The organism is Pseudomonas sp. KH_050, from assembly GCF_057838875.1.
Genome location: NZ_CM174478.1, coordinates 2,718,078 through 2,734,353, shown reverse-complemented (window position 1 = coordinate 2,734,353; position 16,276 = coordinate 2,718,078). Strand labels below are relative to the sequence as shown.

Here is a 16,276-nt window from a genome sequence, read left to right as displayed (position 1 = left end):
AGGAAGTAGACGCTACGCTTCCATTTTCTCCTGCAGGCCGCCCTCCACTGGAGAGTGGGTTGGCTCACAAGCTTGGTGAATGGTGGTTTTGCGGTATTTCAACATCCCGCCACTGCGTTTGTTGAGGTAGGCCGTGATCTCGCCAACAATGGCCAAGGCCACGCTCGCCGGGGTATCGCCCCCCAAGTCCAACCCTATCGGATAGTGAAGCCCGGGCAGATCTTCTGGCGAACAGGCCAATGCGCCCATCTCATCGAGCAATCGTTCTGTTCGTTCTCGAGGGCCCAACTGCCCGACATAGGCGGGTGAACAGTGCAAAATGCTTTGCAGCCAATGCCGATCCTGTCGATAGCTGTGGGTCATGATCACAACCGCGGCACCGTCGACAGCACTGGATAAGTTAAAAGGCTCGTCGATGGGCGCCACAAGGACCTGGTTTGCTCCAGGGAACCGCTCCGGGCGAGCAAAATGCGCACGCCCGTCCACCACCGTTACATGCCAGTTCAGATCCCTTGCGAACCGCACCAAAGGCTGGGCGTCATGACCCGCGCCAAAGATCACCAGTCGGCGCTGTGGCGCGATGTATTCGAGAAAGACCTCGACTGCATCGGCACCGCTTCCGTAAATCATCAACTGAGACTGCTTGCGCCCAAGGGTACTGTGCAAGTCGCCACGCAGGGTGTGTTCAAGTGCCTGGCAGTACATCCCCTCGCACGGGTTCATAAAGGCATCCAGGCCCATCCGGGCGCCGATTCGCACACGGGATTTTCTGCCCGCCGCTATGACCGTCGCCAGGGCTGCCGGTTGACCGCTGGCTTTTACCCGTTGAAGCACATCGATCAACAAACTCTTCTTGCCGGTTTCATGACGCTCCAGGAGTACATGCACGGTACCGTTGCAGCCCAGGCCAAAGGTCAGCGCCGCGTCCTCATCATCGGCGTCCTCCTCTTCCTGGGCCGCCGTGCTGTAACGACGAACCACTGCCTCACCGGACTCGGTCAGCCACCAGGCCTTTTTGGCCAATTCCTGTTCCAGGCAACCGCCACTGATGGTTCCGACGGTCGAGCCATAGAGTGGAATCAGCATCCTGGCGCCAGGACGCCGATAGGCCGAGCCCTCGACCTTGACGACCGTGGCCAGAACAGCATCGGTCTTTGCGCTGTCGGCTTGATCCAATGCATCGAGCAAGGAGTACAAATCAGACATGGTCACTCTCCCAGGTCATGTTCAGTTGATTTCCGCGCCATCGTCTTCAAGGGATCGGCCCCGCGTTTCAGGGGCAAAAACCAGGGTTACCAGCAACCCGAATGCAATGATCGATACGGGGAACCACAGGCCAAAGTAAGGATCGCCGTAGGCCACGTTCAGGGCCGAAACGATAAAAGGCAACATGCCGCCAATCCAGCCCGCTCCCAGGTGGAACGGCAGTGAGAGCGAGGTATAGCGGATTCGCGCGGGAAACAACTCGACCATGAACGCCGCCATCGGCCCATAGATCATTGCCAGATAGACCACCAGTAAGAGCATCAACACAAACAGCATCGGCCCATTGACCTGCGCCGGGTCCGCTGTCGCCGGCCAGCCGGCGCTCACCAATGCCCGATGCAGATCTTCAGCGCCAGGGTCTACCAGCCGTTGCTGGCCGATCGTCACGATGACCGTCCCGGATACCTCGGCGGGTTGAGCCGTATACCCTACCCCCTGATCGGTCAGGTAGCTGTGAGCGCGATCGCAGGCGCTGACGGGCGCTGCGAACAAGCGAAACTCACAGCCATCGGCAGCGACACTTATCGGTGTTTCCAGAAAGGCCTCGAGCGCCGGGTTGGCGTAATGGGTCAGGCCTTTGAAAATGGGATAAGTGGTCAGGGCCGCCAGCAGGCAAGCCGCCACCAGAATAGGCTTGCGCCCCCAGCGATCAGACAACCAGCCAAAGAATAGATAGAGCGGGGTCGCGCACAACAACACGCAGGCCAGAATCAAATGGACGGTCTCAAGGGGCAACTTGAGCGTGCGATTGAGAAAGAACATCGAGTAGAAGTGCCCGGTGCCAAAAATCGCCCCCAGTGCAGCGGCCACACAAAACAGCATCAGCACCAGGCGCAGGTTACCCCAGCGCAGGAAGCTTTCGCGGATGGGCGAGCGGGAAGTACGGCCAGCGGCTTTCATGCGCTGGAACGTCGGCGACTCCTCAAGCTTGCCACGCACGTAAACCGAGATGGCCAGCAGCACCAGTGACAGAACGAAGGGCAAGCGCCACCCCCACGCCCGGAAATCATCTTCACTGATAACCCCTTTGAGGCTGTAGACAACAACCAGCGACAGCAGCAACCCAGCCCCTGCGGTAATTTGCAGACTGCTGGTGTACAACCCCCGACGAGCCGTGGGCGAGTGCTCGGCGACGTAAGTCACCGCGCCGCCTACTTCTCCCCCCAAAGCCAGTCCTTGCAACAACCGCAAAATCACCAGGCAGATAGTCGCCGCGATACCAATGTGTTCAAAGCTCGGCAGCAAACCGATGCCGACGGTGGCCACTCCCATCAGTATGATGGTGACCATGAACGTACGTTTACGTCCCAGGCGGTCACCCATCTGCCCGAACAGCAAAGCCCCCAACGGGCGAACCAGAAAACCCGCACCGAAGGTTGCCAGGCTGGCGAGAAACGCCGCGGTGGCGTTTCCGGGAGGAAAAAACAGCACGCTGAAGTAGCCGGCCAACGCCGCATAAATGTAGAAGTCATACCATTCAAGCAATGCCCCGAAGGAAGAGGCAAGGATGACCTTGCGCTCTTCACGGGTCATGCCGCGTGCCTGCGAAACCGCAGCAGGGGTCGCATTGTTCATCGGCCGAACCAGCCTTTGATGCGATTCCAGATGATGCTCATCCCCAGGGCAAAGACGTTCAATTTTGCCGGTTGCGTCGACGGTTTCGCATTGGGATCCATACGCCGTTCCACATTGCGACCGAAGTCGAGAATCATCCGGGCCACGAAGTCCTTCACCAGGCCAGAGCGCGAGAATTGCGCCAACGGCCCTTGCAGCGAGTAGAGCATTTCCACTTCGACGAGCGTGGCCCCAGCGTTATCGGACAACACCCGGTAGGTGATCTCGCCATTGGCACGCGATTGACTGATGGTGTCTTGACCACCGCCCTTGAGCATGCCCGAACGCTGTTCTTCATTACGCGTCAAGCGTGCCGCACCCGCGAACTTGGCAGCCATCGGGCCAAACTTGATGGCAATAAAGCCCTTGACTCGCTCGCCGTCGTTTTCTTCCAGGTTGGCACCGGGAAGGCAGCCGGCAACAGCTTCCAGATCGGCCATGAAAGCCCAGACCTGTTCTGGTGGATAGCCAACACTGAAGCGTCCATCCATCCGGGTTCCGCCCTTGATTCCGGCAGGCGCACGCTCGCTCGAGGGTTCTGACGCAGGGCTGGCGGAAGGCTCGACAGCCGGTGTCTGCGCGCTGTGCTCTGCGGTAAAAGAAGCAAAGGACCCGCTACTGGCTGGCATCGCAACGCCATGACCCGCCAGGGCCTGTGCACGTGCGGATTCAATCACTGGATCGGGCTGTTCACGTAGCTGCACAAGGACACTGCGAATGGCCGCGACGATGCCCATGTAGCCCGTACAACGACAGATGTTGCCTGACAGCTCGACACGAATTTGATGCTCATCGGCCTCAGGCAAGCGCAGCACGATATCGCGCGCAGTGGTCAACATACCCGGCGTGCAATAACCACATTGCAAGGCATGGTGCTCAGAGAAAGCCTCACGCAGGAGCGCCATCACCGGGTCTTGCTCAAAGCCCTCGACAGTCGTCACCTGCCGGCCTTCACAGGCCACCGCGAACGTCGTACACGAACGTACTGGCTGGCCGTCGAGCAACACGGTGCAGGCACCACACACGCCATGCTCGCAGCCCAGGTGAGTGCCGGTAAATCGGCCTTCCTCACGAACGAAGTCGCCCAAGTGCATTCTCGGCGCAACCTCACGCTCGAGCAGATTACCGTTGACGTTGATACGTACAGAAGTCATACCCGAGGTTCCTTGAATATCGAATCGAGACACCGGCGCAAGGCGGTGAGGCTTTGTTGCCGGTCAACTGCGTCTTTACCGGGTGTCACGCTTGCCACCGCTTTTGCCAGCGCGGCAGGTTCAAGTGCTGCCGCCCCGAGACGGGCGACCGCTACCGACAACTCCCCAAGCAGTGAAGGTGGGCCATCAAGCGCGCCGAGAACAATCCTGGCCAGGCCACGATCCGGGTCGAACACCGCTGCGCAACTGGCTTCGGCGAACTCGCCGGTTTTTCGGCAAAGCTTGTGATAGCCCCAGGCTGCACGTGGCCCCAGACGCGGAATGCGCAGCCCGGTAATCAGCTCATCTTCTGCCAGCACAGTGGTATAGGCACCGAGCATGAACTCGGCCATGGTCAACCGACGTGTTCCTCGAACACTGCGCAATTCCACTTCGGCGCCCAGGGTAAAAGCCACCAACACCCAGTCAGCCGCCGGGTCCGCATGGGCCAGGCTGCCACCGATCGTTCCGCGGTTGCGAATAGCCCTGTAGGCGATTTGTGGAGCGACTTCGGCGAGCAAGGTTCCACGCAGTGCGGCGAACACGCCATCTTCAATCTGCGAGTGGGTAATCGCGCCGCCAACCAGCAGCCACTCTCCGTCCTCGCTCACCTGTTGCAACTCGGTAAAGCCGCTGACATCCACCACCTTGTTCGGACGCGCCAGCCGCAGGTTGAGCATGGGGCCCAGCGACTGACTACCGCCCATGACCTTGACGATACCCGCGGACTGATCGGCCAGTGCTTGCAGCCCGGCCGACAGGGTCGCGGGACGTAGATAGTCGAACGCAACTGCTTTCATGCGGCCACCTCCTGCTTGTTGTTTTCTGCCCGGGCGTTGGCCAGCGCCTGTAGCAGCCGACGCGGAGTCAATGGGGTTTCGGCGACCTCAACGCCAAGATCCGCGAGGGCATCATTGACCGCATTGAAGATGGCTGCGGGCGGAGCGATGGCACCGCCCTCCCCCATGCCTTTAGCGCCAAATTCGGTATGGGGCGAAGGCGTCTCCATGTGGTGAATCCGCAATGCGGGCACTTCGGTCGGGCCTGGCAAAATGTAATCCGCCAGCGTCGAAGCCAATGGCTGGCCGTTGACGTCGTAGGGCGTTTCTTCGTACATGGCAGTGCCGATGCCCTGGGCGATCCCGCCATAGGTCTGCCCCTCGACCAACATAGGGTTGATCATCGTGCCGCAATCCTCGACCACCACGTAGTCTAGGATTTCGACCTCACCGCTGTCGGTGTCAACGGCAACCAGTACCGCATGGGTAGCGTAGCTAAAGGCTCCGGTATCAACGGCTGGCTTGAATCCCGTGGTAACTTCCAGTCCGGCAGGGTTGACGTCAGCGGGTAGCGTATGAGGCCTGATGTACCAGGCCGCACCCACGTCATCCAGCGACACCGAGGCTTGATCACACACCACCCTGCCTCCTTGCAGCTTGACCTCTGAATCGGGAACACCCAGCAAAAAGGCACCGATATGGGTCAAGCGCGGCAACAACTCGCGACAGGCGCGCGCGATTGCCCCACCAGCCATGACCATCGACCGCGACGCATAGGTACCGGTAGAGAATGGTGTCTGACCCGTATCGCCATGCAGCACCTTGATCCGGGCAATATCGATCCCCAGTACCTCGTGGGCTACCTGGGCGAAGGTCGTTTCCATACCCTGACCGTGGGAGTGCACGCCTACCCGCACTTCAAGGCCGCCATCCGGCGTCATACGCACAGTCGCCTGCTCGTGACCGGGTATGACAGGAGTACCCCAGGTCGCGAACACCGACGTACCGTGGGCAGACTGCTCGGTATAGGTCGCGTAGCCAAGACCGATGCGCCGACCGTCCGCTTCACCCAGACGCTGGCGCTCACGAATCGCCGACGCACCGATCAGCTCGGCAGCCTTGCGCAGGCTGGCCGGATAGTCACCGCTGTCGAGATGCTTGTTGGCGACGTTAATGAAGGGCATTTGCTCAGGACGAACCAGGTTGTCCAGGCGTACATCCAGAGGATCGCGCCCGACGGCTCGAGCCAGCGCATCCATGGTCAGCTCCATGGCGAAGCAGACACCGGTGCGAGCCACCCCGCGGTAAGGGACAAAGCCTGGTTTGTTGGTTGCCACGCATTCGGTGACACAGCGGTAACCCTGAAAAGCATAGGGGCCGGGCAAATTGCCAACCGCCTGGCCCGGCTCCAGACCGATGGTGAACGGCCAGACCGAATAGGCACCGCCATCGATGATGATTTTGGCATCGAGCGCCAACACCCGCCCCTGAGCATCCGCATGAGCGGTCATGACATATTCATGCTCGCGACTATTGGCCCCCGCCGTGAGGTGCTCCCGGCGATCTTCGATAAACCGGAACGGTTGTTTGAAGGTCATGGCCAGCCAGGCGATACATAGCTCTTCCTGCTGCAACACGCATTTGTAGCCGAAGGCACCGCCAACATCCGGCGAGATGACCCGCACCTGCCCCTGATCCAGCTTCAGACACTGGGCCAGGATGGTGCGAATCATGTGCGGCACCTGGGTGGCAGTGACGACCACCAGTTGGTCCAGGCTGTGATCCCAGTAAGCCAGAACTGCTTTGCCTTCCATCGGCACCATGCATTGACGTGCCAGCTTCATTCGACGCGTGACCGTCACGCTGGCCGCCGCCGCACGCTCAGTAAATTCCTTGTCGGCATTCAAGGTGACGAAGCGGTTGTCATGCCAGTTGTCATGGATGAAGTCACCTGTAGCGGCGACGCTGCTGGCAGCGTCGGCATACACGGGCAGGTCTTCGTAATCGACCATCACCTGCTCGACCAGATCTTCGGCCTCGGCACGGGTCGCCGCGCAGGTCATCACCACGGGCTCACCGACGAAACGCACCTTGCCACTGGCCAGCGGCGGCTGGACAGAGGGTTGATACGTGGGGAGCGTCGAGTCGGCCACGATGTCGCTGGCACTGTGCATGTCAGCGCGCACGAATGCCCGACCCTTCAAGGCTGGCGGCACGTCTATCGAGGTGATCCGGGCATGGGCCAGAGGGCTGCGCAGAAAGGCCACTTCCCGAAGCCCTGGCATGTGGTAGTCGGCAACAAACTTGCCCCGACCGTGCAGGTGCCGTTCATCTTCCTTGCGCCTCACTCGGGCGCCAACACCCTGACCCGATTTGCCGGGGTACTCATTAGCTTCGCTCATACCTTACGGACTCCTGAGTTTCCGATGTTCAACCGGTCGGCATGCGCCACGAGATGACAGGGGCACTGACACTCGGCACCCAGATTTTTCAGGAAACGGCGAAGCTGCATGATCAGTGTCCTTTAAGGCTTAAGGCTGTTTTTATAATTTCGTCAGCTAACGTATGAATTTAATCAGTACACTTACATAATAATCATCCCTTCAGCCACGTCAACGACTAGCCGCTAAAAATTCACAGCCGCGCGTTTTCTTCCTTTCATAGGCTCAATGCGAATGCCGATCCTGCGCTCAAATCATTTGACATATTAGTCAGTACACTGAATATTATTTGTGGGCATACTGACAAAGGGCAACCTAATGAGCTGGATAAAAATAACAACGGTGGACGTCCTTCAGGACGACCAGGTAATGGCCTTCAAACTACCCGAAGCACACCTGGCGCTGTACCGCTGCGATGGGGAGTTTTTTGCAACAGACAACATCTGTACCCACCAGCACGCCCTGCTCTCGGAGGGCTACCTGGAGGACGGCTGCATCGAATGCCCTCTGCATCAGGCGACATTCGATGTGCGCACCGGCGCGGCTCAATGCGCGCCAGCCACCGAGCCCCTGAAAACCTACGCCGTAAAGGTCGAAGGTGACGCCGTACTCGTGAACCTGGGTTAACGCCATGACCATTGAACGCATTCTTATCGTCGGTGCCGGTCAATGCGGCGCCATGGCCGCCGCCTCATTGCGTCAGCGTGGTTTCAGCGGACGGATTGTGCTGGTTGGCCGAGAGCCTCATCCGCCCTACGAGCGGCCGCCTTTGTCCAAATCGGTACTGACAGAGTCTTCGCAAACGGTCAGCGGCCTGCACAATGCCGACTTCTATCGCGAGCATGAGATCGAGCTGCACCTGGGGACCGCCGTCCAGTCACTGGACCCACTCAAGCGTACGGCTTTGTTGGACGATGGTACCCTGATCGAGTGGGATCGCTGCCTGCTGGCGACCGGAGGACAGCCGCGCGTCCTGGAAAAATTCCCGCGGACCATGGCCAATGTCCATTATCTGAGAACGGCCGACGACGCCTTTAAACTGCGCCACACCCTCCAGGAGTCTCAAGGTCGCCTGTTAATCGTCGGTGCCGGTTTCCTTGGCCTGGAGGTCGCCTCTACCGCTCGCGCTCTGGGTGTCGAGGTGACTCAGCTGGAAGCCGGGGAGCATCTGCTCAAACGGGCACTGCCCAGCGATATCTCGATCTGGTTGGCGGCGCGTGCGCGTCACTACGGCGTGGACTTGCGCCTGGCCACCAGCATCGACCAGCAGCACGCCGGCGAGCCAGGCGTATACCGCTTGAGCGACGGTACAGACATTACGCCAAGCACTATTCTGGTCGCCGCCGGCATGCAACCCGAGACCACACTGGCCAAAGCCATTGGCCTGGCGTTGGCCGACGATGGCGGCATCGCCGTCGACCCCCAATGCGCCACCAGCATGGCCGGCATTTATGCCGCGGGTGACTGTGCCACCCAGAGGGTCGCTCACTGCGGTCAACCCATGCGCCTTGAGTCCTGGCAGTACGCCAACGAACAGGCACGCATTGCTGCGGCAGCCATGCTCGGTGAGGACGACAGCCCCACCCCGCTGCCCTGGTTCTGGAGCGATCAATTCGATTGCAACCTGCAGATGCTCGGGCTTCCCGAACCAGGCCTGACCTATGTTCAACGCACCTTCAGCACGACTCCCGAGGCACCAAAATGGGTGAGCTTTGGTCTGCGCAACGGCCAACTCAGACATGTGGTGTGCGCCAACGCAGGCGGCGAACTGCGCCCGCTCAAGAGCCTCATGGAGGCTGGCGTCGCGTGCTCGGCACACGCACTGGCAGACATCAACCAGCCGCTACGCCAGCTGGAAAAACAATTCAGCGCCTCGATACAGCCCACCTCTTCAGCCCCCTCTCAGGAGCCGCTCCATGTATAACTCGCAGGATGTCATTGCCCGCACCGGGGGCAACAAGGACTTGGCCCTGGCCGATTGCCAGTGGCCCCACGATGACCTTCACTACATCCCCGACTGGGTCTACACCAGCCATGCCGTCTATGATCGCGAAGTCGAACGGATCTTCCATGGCCGCACCTGGAACTTTGTCGCACTGGAAGCCGAGCTCCCCAACACCGGAGACTACAAGCGCTCCTTTGTTGGCCCGACCCCAGTGGTGGTTGCACGGGCAGAAGACGGCTCGGTCAATGTCTTCGAAAACCGTTGCGCGCATCGCGGTGCGGAGTTCTGCCGACACAGCCAAGGCAATGCCAAAGAGTTTGTCTGCCCGTACCATCAGTGGTCCTACGACCTCAAGGGCAACCTGCAGGGCGTGCCCTTCAAGCGTGGGGTGAATCGCCAGGGCGGCATGCCCAAGGATTTTCGCAACGAAGACCACGGCCTGAAAAAGCTCCACGTCACCTCCTGGAACGGTGTCGTCTTCGCGTCCTACCACGCCGATGTCGAACCCATCGAAGAATACCTGACCCCGGAAATCATTGAAGATATGGGCAAGGTCTTCGATGGCCGCAAGCTCAAAGTGCTCGGTTACTACCGCAATGAGTTGCCGTGCAACTGGAAGATGTACCACGAAAACCTGAAGGACCCTTACCACGCCACCTTGCTGCATTCCTTTCTGGTGGTCTTCGGCCTGTTGGTGGCAGGCAACAAGTCCGCCATGATTGCCGACCCGGTTCACGGTCGACACGGCACCATGGCCTCGGCCAAGAGCGAAGACAAATACGCGGCCGTCAGCGACGCCAACAAGGCAGAAATGCGCTCGTACCATGAAGGCATGCGCCTGCTCGACGAGCGTTTCCTCGACTACATCAAGGAAACCGACTCGCCATGGTCGGTCACCATGCAGACCATCTGGCCGAACCTGATCGTACAGCGGGAAATGAACACCCTGGGCGTACGGCAGATCGTACCCAACGGTCCTAACAGCATGATCATGCAATGGACAATGTTCGGCTATGAAGGCGACACCGAGGAAATGACGCGCCATCGATTGCGTCAAGGCAACCTGATGGGCCCTGCCGGATTCCTCGGGCTGGAAGACAATGAAGCGATGAAGTACGTCCAGGAAGGGCTGCGCCGCTCCAGCAGTGACTTCAACATCCTCAAACTTGATCACGGCCAGGTGGGTACCACCAACTCCCTGATTTCAGAAGCCGCGATCCGCGCCCTCTACCGCCACTACCGCGAAATCATGGAGCTGTAATGAACGCCTTTGCCAACGAACTGAACCGTCCCTACCCTCTTTACCGCCCCTGCCGGCTTGACCGGGCCACGGCCCTGCGCTTGCGACTGGAGATCGAGACCTTCAATGCCGACTACTGTGCCGTGCTGGACGACGGCCTGATCGAGCAGTGGCCAGCGTTTTTCACCAGCGATGCTCTGTATCGCGTGACCTCAAGGGAAAACGCCGAGATGGGAATGCCCGTCGGCCTGATCTACGCCGAGGGCCGCAACATGATGCATGACCGCGCGGTGGCCATCTCTCGCACTCAAATGTTCGCACCACGCTACCACCTGCACCTGCTAGGCAATACCCGCGTGATCGATGAGTCGAGCAACGGCATCATCACCGCCCAGGCCAACTTCATGCTGCTGCAGACACTGGTGGAAGGCCCGACAACGACTCATATGGCCGGCACCTATCACGACCGCTTCCAGCGAGTCGACGGCGTGCTGCTACTGCTGGAGCGCCAAGTGATCTATGACAGCACGCTGATCGCCAACGATCTGGTGTATCCACTGTAGAGAAAGCGTCGAGTCAGCCAGCGCCGTGACGGGCTGGCTTCGACACTGGCAGTAGCCCATCAAAGCCCGCGCAATACCGTTCGACTGTACTGGTTGTTGGATTCCACCAGTACGGCCAACAAGCCCATGAACTGCTTCTTCTGGGCCGGACGCAAGGGCTGGAGCATCCGCTCCTGAGCCCTGGCCATGCTTTCATGCATGAGCACCACGGCTTCTTTGCCCTGGGGGGTAAGAAAAACGTTGCGCGTACGCCGATCATTGGGATCCGGTTGGCGATAAATCAATTCGTGGGTTTCGAGACGCTTGACCACATCAGCGGTATTGGTCCGATCAAGTCCGACCTCCTGGGCCAGAGCTGTCTGGTCCAGCCCAGGCATGACCGAAAGGGTCGTGAGAATGGCATATTGAACGGGGGTGATATTCATCCCTTTGCATTCTTCGAAGAACAATGCGACGTGAATCTGATGCAGGCGACGTACGAGAAAACCCGGGCGCCCCCAAAGCAGCTCTTTGGCCGGATCGTCCAGGTCAGAGTCGGGTGTCGTACTACCAAGGGCTGTCATGTAATTTCCTAGTTATAAATGACACTAAGCATAACCGTACCATGGGGCCGTTGGCACGGTCACGTTGCTAGCAGGGTCTGTCATCGAGCCATTTGCACACGGCAATGATGGATGACAGACCCTCTGTTCGATCAGCCAACTGTCGCGAGCGCTTCCTCCAACGTCATCACTGCCGCGTACTTTTGCGCCATGTCGAAGAGGTTCGCTTCATGGGGCTCCAGCGCCCGATCACCGACGCAATCAGACACCACGAGCGGGCGAAAGCCATGGCTCATGGCGTCGACCACACTGGCGCGTACACAACCGCTGGTGACGGCCCCGGCAACCAGCAACGTACGCACGCCATTAAAGTTGAGCCAGGCAGCCAGGTCCGTGCCGAAAAATGCTGAAGGCAGGGTCTTGCGCACCACCAATTCGCCCTCGATCGGAGTCAACGACGGCACAATGGCACTTCGATGCTCGTGTTCGAGCAAGGTCAGCATCGAAGGCACTTTCAGGGTAAATACATTGCGGTCGGCCCCATCATCGGCGAAGACAATGCGGCTGTGAGCCACCGGCCAGCCTTTATCGCGCGCGTGAGCCAGTAGCCCTTGGGTACACTCAATCGCCTCGGGAATATTGCCTCCGCCGAAGATTGCCGGGTCGGCAAAGCCTTCGACCAGGTCGATGATCAACAGCCCATAGGGCCCCGGCAGCTCCATCTGCGTGCCAAACCCCTGGCGTTCGTAGGTGTGCAGTTTTTCACTCATTGCATGTCCCCTCGGTCCATTACCCGCCCTTTATCGACGACCACTCGGTCATCCAGACGCACTGTGCAATCACGCAGCGGTATATCGATATGACAAGCCGTGGTGCGCTTGCCGCCCGCTTCGTTATTCGGTCCCATGGAGAACAGGAAATTGCCTTCGTATGCACGGGCATCCATCCCGATATGGGCTTCTCTATCGAGCAAACCCAGGGTCGACCAGCGTGCACGTGGCTGCAGGCCCCAGCCGATATGAGACAGCGCATAAGCCTCAGGGTCGTTGAATACCTCCATGTAGTCGCGCAACAATGCAGCTTCCACGCCGCCCTCAATGCTAGTCACGTAGCCACTTTTAACCTGCAGCTCAATCGGATCTTGCACATAGGACTTATGGGGCAGCAGGATATCGCCGCGGTCGATCACAATCCGCCCATTGGCACCCAGCTCGTTCGGCCAGGTCAGCACGAAACCGCTGGGCCAGTGATCCCAGCGACCGGGGGCATCGACAAAGCCATATTCACTGATCGCCGGAAACTCACCCAATGGACAGGTCAGCGATGTACCGGCCGCCGAAGTAACGTGCATCTGACGGGCGCGCTCCATCAGCGCTGCCGCCGCCAGTACACGCTGTCGATCAGCGACGGTGGGCAGCAGGCGCACCAGGATTTCCGGCGGTTCCACCGCTAACAGTATCCGAGTACCGCTGGCAAGGATTTCGTGCTGCTCAGGTGAGAACAGCAACGTCATCAGGTCCAGCACCAGATCGCTGGCTTTCAATGCCGCCAGCGCTGGCGCATTACCGGTCAACGGAGTAACTCCCAGGTACGCCAGGGAGTCCCGGCTAAGCGCCTTCTCACCGTTGACCGGTGGCAGATCCAGCCGATTGACGACCGCCCCCAGGGCCTGACAGGCCACTTGAGCGGTGCGCAATGTTTGCGGATGAGTATCGGCCCCCGTCAGGATGGTCACACTCTGACCACGCTGGAGATCGCTGAGGGTGAGAACGTGCTTCCAGGCCTCGATCAAATCATAATCGCTGACAGCCATGCTTATTCTCCACTGGCCGAGGGCAACGAAGCCCCCAGGAAACTGTCGAACGCCCGATAGAACCCCTCTTCGTTATCCCAAGGGATCATATGCCCGGCATCGGCCACCCGGACGACTGCCAGGTCGCTCACCAACCCCTGGATTTCCTCGATATCCTCATCCAGTATCACCCCGCCTCTCTCGGCAACCATCAGCAGTGCCGGGCAAGTGACGTGGCGTAAATCGGCATGAAAATCTTCGGTATGAAAAGCCTCGAAGCTGGCTTTGATCGCGCGCTCGTCACAGGTGTGCAGCCATTCGGCGCGCAGTGACAATTGCTCATCGGTCCAGGTCGGGCAGAAGCTGCGCATGTCATCAGCGCTCATCCCGGCTTGAGACAAGCGAATCGAGTCGACATACCACGGCAATTGCGACGGGTATGCGCGTCGACCAGGGCCCGAGACGGGTGGGTCGACCAGAACCATGCGGGCCATGCTGGCACCACTATTGCGCGCCATCCGCGCGGCAATGCGCGCCCCCATGGAGTGTCCGACCAGACTGAAGCGGGAAAAACCCATGGCTTCGGCGAACGCGCTGACATCGGCGGCCTGCGCCTCCACGCTATAGTCCAGATCCGCACCTGACTCGCAAAGCCCCCGCCCACGCACATCCAGCACGTAGGTGTCGAATGCATGGCCGAAGCGCTCGGCGACAAAAGACCAGGTCACTGCCGGACTGGTGATGCCGGGAATGATGATGACCGGGTCACGCGTGGCCCTCTCATCGCTGGCTCCGCCAAAGCGCAAGTAATGTTGACGGATATCGTTGGCGCGGATATTGGCGCCATATAGAAATTGACTCATGGCACTTCCTCAGTAGGCACCGGACAGTAGCGCACCGGCACCGGGAACGATCGGCTCAAGGTTAAGCGCCTTGAGCATGGCGTAGGTCGTGGCGATGGCTGCGGTCAACACTGGTTTTCCGGTTTGTGCCTCGACCATGGCCACCGCGCTCAACGAAGGCATTTGCACACAGGCCGACAAAACGATGGCATCTACACCCTCGAGGTCCAGATTGGCAACGATGCCTGGCAGGTTGGCCGGATCATGACGAGCGACCGCGAGATTGTCCTGAATTTCCAGCGCGTGCCAGACTTTGACTTCGATGCCTTCGTGCTGGATATAGTCGACCACCAGCTCCGTGAGCGGCCGCATATAGGGCGCCACCAAAGCGATGCGTTTGGCGCCGAGCACTTTGATTCCGTCCACCAGGGCACCCGCACTGGTAATCACCGGTGCCGGAGCATCGTTATCCTGGGTAACCTTGCTCAAGCGTTGTTGAGACTCGCGATGGTAACCCTTGCCCATGGACATGATTGCCACCAGGCAGGCGTAGCCGAGGACATCGACACGCGCGTCGGACAACTCGAGTGCGCAGCGGTCGGATTGAGCATCCATCGCCGCCAGTTCTTCCTTGCACACATGCTTCATACGCATACGGCTGGAGTGAAAAGTGAAGCGCTCAGGCCGGATCAACTGGCGGGCGGCCAGCATCGCAGGGATTTCGGTTTCCATGGTGGTATTGGAGCTGGGCACGATTTGCCCGATGCGCAGGAGCTTGGTCATGATAAAAGTCTCGGTATTAGCTGATTGACGTGGTCGGTGTGGCGTTGGCGGATTCAGAGCTTGAATAGGTGTTCTGCGTTGCCATGGCAGATCTGGGCGCGCACCTCTTCATCAATATCAACCGAATCGATGAACTCGACTGCAACAGCCGTAGACTCGTAGGGGTAGTCGACGGAGAACATCACAGCTTCCGTTCCCAACTCTGCCAGTGCACATTTCAAAGCGGCCGGGGAGCAAACCCCTGATGTCGTCACCAGGATATTGCTGCCGATGTATTCAGAGGGCGCTCGCTCCAGATGTACGCCATGGGGATAAACCGCGAAGCGATTGTCGAGGCGCCACGGGATAAACGGCAGGCCTTCGCCCATATGACCCAGAATGACCTTGAGGTCAGGAAAACGATCGAACACCCCACCGAATAGCAGGCGCAAGGCATGACTGGCCGTTTCAACACCCCAGCCCCACGCTGCGCCACGCATTTCTGGATGGCCGTCGAACACCTGGGGGAAAACATAGGCATCTGACGGATGCAGATAAAAAGGTACGTCAAGTTCCTGCATACACGCCCAGAACTCATCATAGGCAGGGTCGTCGTAATACATGCCTTGGGTATGGCCATTCACCAATGCGCCCTTGAATCCCAGGTCCTTTACTGCACGGGTGAGCTCGGCGGCCGCCAGTTTTGGGTCGTGCATGGGCAAACTGGCGAAACCGCCGAAACGTGTCGGATGACGTTGTACCTGTTGCGCCAGGTAATCATTGCTGCGCTGGGCTTGTGCCAACGCCAGCTTGAGATCCTGCTCGCCTTGAACCCCGGGACCGGTCTGCGACAAGATGCTGAAATCGATGCCATAGCGATCCATTTCACTCAGACGAAGTTCATCGAAATCGCTCAACTGCGCGCTCAGCCTGGCGAGCATTTCAGGTTTCATATGTTGAATGAAGCTTTTGGAGTACCCCTCGAAACCCGGGGTCATGAAATGCTCTTCGAAAGTTATCTTTCGGGGTTTAGTGATTTTCATTGTAAGGCCCTGTCAGAAGGTTCAGAACTCACTGCTGCTCGCTTCGCCTCTCGGTAATTCATAAGATCAGTATACTGATCATTTAGGCCGGCCGGACTGCTGCATCAATCGACTCTGGAGGCGGAGCGTGCCCAGCTACATCAGATGCTTTTCACGAAATGCCAATGTGCCAAATTCAATCAGTACACTGACAAAATTATCGTTGCAGATGACAGGTTGATTGTCAAAGCATTTGGGAGTGAAGGCGCTGAAAG

At 59.1% G+C, this 16,276-nt stretch carries 15 protein-coding genes; 4 read left to right on the top strand and 11 right to left on the bottom strand.

Features of this window, described 5'->3' with window-relative positions:
* Positions 1-12: 12 nt before the first annotated feature.
* Genes AC3IUA_RS12595 through AC3IUA_RS12575 form a run of 5 tightly spaced genes read right to left on the bottom strand, consistent with a single transcriptional unit; the run spans position 13 to position 7,254 of the window.
* Entirely contained in the window at positions 13-1,206 is a 1,194-nt protein-coding gene (locus AC3IUA_RS12595) for an XdhC family protein (protein WP_489361315.1), read from the bottom strand.
* A 21-nt stretch (positions 1,207-1,227) separates the two neighbouring features.
* Complete coding sequence (locus tag AC3IUA_RS12590) at positions 1,228-2,841, bottom strand: MFS transporter (RefSeq protein ID WP_489361314.1); 1,614 nt, start codon at positions 2,839-2,841, stop codon at positions 1,228-1,230.
* Positions 2,838-4,034: a xanthine dehydrogenase family Fe-S subunit gene (locus AC3IUA_RS12585; RefSeq protein WP_489361312.1), complete on the bottom strand. Its 1,197-nt coding sequence runs from the start codon at positions 4,032-4,034 to the stop codon at positions 2,838-2,840. The genes AC3IUA_RS12590 and AC3IUA_RS12585 overlap by 4 nt, the downstream gene beginning before the upstream one ends.
* Positions 4,031-4,873 (bottom strand): FAD binding domain-containing protein, encoded by an 843-nt coding sequence (locus tag AC3IUA_RS12580; RefSeq protein ID WP_489361311.1) that lies wholly within the window; start codon positions 4,871-4,873, stop codon positions 4,031-4,033. Before AC3IUA_RS12580 ends, AC3IUA_RS12585 begins: the two co-directional genes overlap by 4 nt.
* Positions 4,870-7,254 carry a xanthine dehydrogenase family protein molybdopterin-binding subunit gene (locus AC3IUA_RS12575; protein ID WP_489361309.1) on the bottom strand — a complete coding sequence of 795 codons (2,385 nt, stop codon included), beginning with the start codon at positions 7,252-7,254 and terminating at the stop codon, positions 4,870-4,872. Before AC3IUA_RS12575 ends, AC3IUA_RS12580 begins: the two co-directional genes overlap by 4 nt.
* Before the next feature lie 357 nt (positions 7,255-7,611).
* On the opposite strand from AC3IUA_RS12575, the gene AC3IUA_RS12570 reads away from it, so the two are divergent.
* Genes AC3IUA_RS12570 through AC3IUA_RS12555 form a run of 4 tightly spaced genes read left to right on the top strand, consistent with a single transcriptional unit; the run spans position 7,612 to position 11,041 of the window.
* Positions 7,612-7,920 carry a non-heme iron oxygenase ferredoxin subunit gene (locus AC3IUA_RS12570; protein ID WP_150799065.1) on the top strand — a complete coding sequence of 103 codons (309 nt, stop codon included), beginning with the start codon at positions 7,612-7,614 and terminating at the stop codon, positions 7,918-7,920.
* Between the two features lie 4 nt (positions 7,921-7,924).
* Positions 7,925-9,217: an NAD(P)/FAD-dependent oxidoreductase gene (locus tag AC3IUA_RS12565; protein WP_489361308.1), complete on the top strand. Its 1,293-nt coding sequence runs from the start codon at positions 7,925-7,927 to the stop codon at positions 9,215-9,217.
* A complete protein-coding gene (locus AC3IUA_RS12560) occupies positions 9,210-10,499 on the top strand; it encodes an aromatic ring-hydroxylating dioxygenase subunit alpha (RefSeq protein ID WP_489361306.1) in 1,290 nt (429 codons plus the stop codon). The genes AC3IUA_RS12565 and AC3IUA_RS12560 overlap by 8 nt, the downstream gene beginning before the upstream one ends.
* Positions 10,499-11,041, top strand: a complete 543-nt coding sequence (locus AC3IUA_RS12555) for an aromatic-ring-hydroxylating dioxygenase subunit beta (RefSeq protein ID WP_489361304.1) — start codon at positions 10,499-10,501, stop codon at positions 11,039-11,041. The genes AC3IUA_RS12560 and AC3IUA_RS12555 overlap by 1 nt, the downstream gene beginning before the upstream one ends.
* Positions 11,042-11,100: 59 nt before the next feature.
* On the opposite strand, the gene AC3IUA_RS12550 is transcribed toward AC3IUA_RS12555, so the two are convergent.
* From AC3IUA_RS12550 to AC3IUA_RS12525, 6 genes are all read right to left on the bottom strand, one after another.
* Positions 11,101-11,604 carry a MarR family winged helix-turn-helix transcriptional regulator gene (locus tag AC3IUA_RS12550; protein ID WP_489361302.1) on the bottom strand — a complete coding sequence of 168 codons (504 nt, stop codon included), beginning with the start codon at positions 11,602-11,604 and terminating at the stop codon, positions 11,101-11,103.
* 131 nt (positions 11,605-11,735) lie between these two features.
* Positions 11,736-12,353 carry an N-carbamoylsarcosine amidohydrolase gene (locus AC3IUA_RS12545; protein WP_489361300.1) on the bottom strand — a complete coding sequence of 206 codons (618 nt, stop codon included), beginning with the start codon at positions 12,351-12,353 and terminating at the stop codon, positions 11,736-11,738.
* On the bottom strand, positions 12,350-13,396 hold the full coding sequence (locus AC3IUA_RS12540) for a 2,5-dihydroxypyridine 5,6-dioxygenase NicX family protein (RefSeq protein WP_489361299.1): 1,047 nt from the start codon (positions 13,394-13,396) through the stop codon (positions 12,350-12,352). Before AC3IUA_RS12540 ends, AC3IUA_RS12545 begins: the two co-directional genes overlap by 4 nt.
* Before the next feature lie 2 nt (positions 13,397-13,398).
* Entirely contained in the window at positions 13,399-14,238 is an 840-nt protein-coding gene (locus AC3IUA_RS12535) for an alpha/beta fold hydrolase (RefSeq protein ID WP_489361297.1), read from the bottom strand.
* A gap of 9 nt (positions 14,239-14,247) precedes the next feature.
* Entirely contained in the window at positions 14,248-15,000 is a 753-nt protein-coding gene (locus tag AC3IUA_RS12530) for a maleate cis-trans isomerase family protein (protein WP_489361295.1), read from the bottom strand.
* A gap of 53 nt (positions 15,001-15,053) precedes the next feature.
* A complete protein-coding gene (locus tag AC3IUA_RS12525) occupies positions 15,054-15,896 on the bottom strand; it encodes an amidohydrolase family protein (RefSeq protein WP_489361294.1) in 843 nt (280 codons plus the stop codon).
* Positions 15,897-16,276 lie beyond the last annotated feature (380 nt).